The organism is Microcoleus sp. Pol8_D6 (assembly GCF_036700965.1).
Classification (GTDB): domain Bacteria; phylum Cyanobacteriota; class Cyanobacteriia; order Cyanobacteriales; family Microcoleaceae; genus Microcoleus.
Genome location: NZ_JAUBPW010000141.1, coordinates 1 through 3,655, shown reverse-complemented (window position 1 = coordinate 3,655; position 3,655 = coordinate 1). Strand labels below are relative to the sequence as shown.

The window sequence follows — 3,655 nt, the reverse complement described above, 5'->3', positions numbered from 1 at the left end:
TTATTCTTTATATTTGGGTACTAATTCACCAAAGGTACACCTACTAACTGTAGCACTATTTTAGGAAATTGGTATTACACAAACACTCCTGGACGCACGGCGATCCTCTGAAACCGATTTTTTTTACCAAAACTACACAAACAAACCCGGTTTTTACCATAAATCTTAGGTTTAACAATGAGGTATTCAGCCAGAAACCAGGTTTATAGCGCAACTTAGGTAAGTCTTGACTAATATTTTTTAAGCTTTGAAAACCGCCAATTTCCGGCGAACGGAATTTGCTCCCGTACAAACTTGCGTCCGCCTGCGAGGACTAAAAGAAAGAATAAAGGAGGTAAATCAAGGGAAATTGCTGTGATATCCTAACAAAAGCCATATCTGCATAAAATAAGTAATTTAGATGACCGCAACAGATTCTGCTAAGCACCAAAAATCCAAAGCCCTCAAACCGGGTAGCCGCCGCCCCGCTAAAGAACTGTGCAGCGAGTGCGGTTTGTGCGATACATATTACATCCATTATGTCAAGGAATCTTGTGCTTTCTTAACACAGCATATTGCAGAACTGGAAGAAGAGATTCACGGGCGATCGCGCCATCTCGACAATCCCGACGATTGGTATTTCGGAGTCAGTCAAAACATGATGGCGGCTCGAAAAAAAGAACCAATTGAGGGTGCTCAATGGACGGGAATCGTCAGCACAATCGCCATTGAGATGCTAGAAAAAGGAATTGTAGAAGGCGTTGTTTGCGTCCAAAATACTAAGGAAGACCGCTTTCAACCGATGCCGATTATTGCTAGAAATCGCGCAGAAATTCTGGCAGCAAAAGTCAACAAACCAACTCTATCTCCCAATCTTTCAGTATTAGAACAAATCGAAAAATCGGGGATGAAGCGGCTGTTAGTAATTGGCGTCGGCTGTCAAATTCAAGCCTTGCGAACAGTTGAGAAAAAACTCGGTTTAGAAAAGCTCTACGTTTTGGGAACTCCCTGCGTCGATAATGTCAGCCGCGCAGGCTTGCAAAAATTCCTAGACACGACTAGCCGTTCTCCTGAAACGGTGGTGTCTTACGAGTTTATGCAAGACTTTAACGTTCACTTCAAACACGAAGATGGTTCGGAAGAAAAAGTACCGTTTTTTGGCTTGAATACTAAGGAATTGAAAGATGTTTTTGCTCCTTCTTGTTTGAGCTGTTTTGATTATGTGAATTCTTTAGCAGATTTAGTTGTGGGCTACATGGGCGCACCCTTTGGCTGGCAGTGGATTGTAGTGCGAAATGACACCGGGCAAGAAATGTTAGATTTGGTAACGGATCAGTTAAATACTCAGCCGGTGATGTCTAAGGGCAACAGAAAAGAGGCGGTTCAGCAAAGCATTCCGGCTTATGAAAAAGGAGTGACTTTGCCAATGTGGGCGGCGAAGTTAATGGGAGTTTTTATTGAGAGAATTGGGCCGAAGGGTTTGGAATATGCTCGGTTTTCGATTGATTCTCATTTCACTCGCAATTATCTGTATGTGAAGCGGAATTACCCGGAGAAATTAGAGGCTCATGTGCCGGAATATGCTAAGCGGATTGTGGGGCAGTATAAGTTGCCAGAGTGAGGTAATTCGGAGAGTTTTTAATAGCTATTTTGCAGGGACACGGTATTGCCGTGTTTTTTTGTATACAGTTCAGAAAATTAGAGGCACAAGATTATGACACTTATATTTGCACAGAAACACATGAATTTACCAAAGTCGATCGCACTTACTTGTTGTGTGCTTCTAGCATTATCTGGAAATGGAGTGTCGGCTAAAGCACCAGAAGTGCGATCGGGAAACAGTAGACGAACATTTGCTGATTGGTGTCGCGAAAAAGATTCTTTGAGTCCTGAAACTAACCACACTATTGAGCTACTGTTGAAGGAAGCAGGGACTACTGAGTGCGATGCGGCTAATCAGAAACTTTCGACGGTCACACAACTCGACCTCAAGGTCAAAGAAATCAGCGACCTCAAACCCTTACAATCCTTGACTAACCTGACTGTCCTCGACCTCCGGAACAATAACATCAGCGACATCAAACCCTTGCAATACTTGACTAACCTGATTTATCTCAACCTCGACAGCAATCAAATCAGCGACATCAAACTCTTACAATCCTTGACTAACTTAACTGTACTCCTCCTCGACAACAATCAAATCAGCGACATCAAACCCTTACAATCCTTGACTAAATTGACTTCGCTCTTCCTCAACAACAATCTTCTGGGCGACATTAAACCGCTAGAATCTTTGACTAACCTGACTTTGCTCTTCCTCAGCAACAATAAAATCAGCAACATTAAACCGCTAGAATCCTTGACTAACCTGAAAATGCTCTTCCTCGAAACAAATCAAATCAGCGACATTAAACCGCTAGAATCCTTGACTAACTTGGGTTTTCTCGTCCTCGGCTACAATCAAATCAGCGACATCAAACCGCTAGAATCCTTGACTAACCTGAGGGTGCTCGACCTCCTTGTCAATCAAATCAGGGACATCCAACCCTTGGAATCTTTGATTAACCTGACTCGGCTCGTCCTCACTAACAATCAAATCAGCGACATCAAACCGCTCGAATCTTTGACTAACCTGACTGAGATTCTCCTGAGCGGAAATCCGATCGCTCCCAAAACTTGCCCTCTCAAACCAGAGTCTATCTGTAAGTGGAAACCACCAAATGAACCATAAAACTTTACAGTTCCGAAAATTATAGGTAAAAAATTATAACACAAATCACCCTAATTATTATTTGAAAGTCCGCGTAGGCGGACTTAGTTTGTGTCACTGCGATTTCAATGGCCTGGATATTTTTGCAAGAAGTCTATTTAATCACTTAGGATTAACAACAAACTCACTGACAATAAACGGCTTTCGATTAATAATCGCACTGGGATTAGCATCAAGTTGCGACTGCGTGTAAGGTTCAATACCATAAGTTATTACCCGCAACTGCTGACTCTCAGGAGCAACTTCAAACTCATTCCAGCCGTAGGTATGCACTCCTAAATACTCTCCCTTAATCAGTCTAGCGTCAATCCCAGAACCTTCCAAACCAACTGGATCGTATGCTAGCGGCGCTGTCCGAGTATCCAGAATATTCCGGACAAAGGCATCTTTTTGTTCCCTTGTCGGCAATGCATTATAGCGATCTTTTTCCGATTGTGGCAGCAAAGCGGCGGGCGTAAAAGCAACTGTTGCGGGGCCAAAGGGGGCGGCAAACGGCCCTTGCCCGATGTTCAACTGAATAGCAACAGGACTGGTCATGACATCAATAACATCCGTAGGGATTTGCGGCTGACCTGCGGCTTCTTGATAGGTGACATTATTCACCACATATCCGTGAAAATCTCCGGTGGCAAAGACCACATTTTTGATGTTATTTTCTTTAATGAAACGCAGCAAATCTGTTCGTTCAGCAGCATAACCTTCCCACCGATCGCCTGCAACCGGAATCCCAAAATTTTGAATCGGATCGCTTGACATAATAAACTTCCAAGTGATGCCATTTTGTTGAGATTTCAGTAAGTCATTTTTCAAATCCTGAAGTTGCGCCCCTCCTAATACCACTTCTCCAAAAATATGCTACAATAGCACTTCTAGCAAAAGGACGATTGTATGAAAGTAAATTACCAA

At 43.0% G+C, this 3,655-nt stretch carries 3 protein-coding genes; 2 read left to right on the top strand and 1 reads right to left on the bottom strand.

What is annotated here, in order from left to right; genetic code table 11:
- The first annotated feature begins 400 nt into the window (after window positions 1-400).
- Complete coding sequence (locus tag QUA10_RS28680) at window positions 401-1,600, top strand: Coenzyme F420 hydrogenase/dehydrogenase, beta subunit C-terminal domain (RefSeq protein WP_333085912.1); 1,200 nt, start codon at window positions 401-403, stop codon at window positions 1,598-1,600.
- 93 nt (window positions 1,601-1,693) lie between these two features.
- Complete coding sequence (locus QUA10_RS28675) at window positions 1,694-2,710, top strand: leucine-rich repeat domain-containing protein (protein ID WP_333085910.1); 1,017 nt, start codon at window positions 1,694-1,696, stop codon at window positions 2,708-2,710.
- Window positions 2,711-2,851: 141 nt separating this feature from the next.
- Here QUA10_RS28675 and QUA10_RS28670 read toward each other — a convergent pair whose 3' ends face one another.
- Complete coding sequence (locus QUA10_RS28670) at window positions 2,852-3,589, bottom strand: alkaline phosphatase D family protein (protein WP_333085909.1); 738 nt, start codon at window positions 3,587-3,589, stop codon at window positions 2,852-2,854.
- Between the last annotated feature and the right edge of the window lie 66 nt (window positions 3,590-3,655).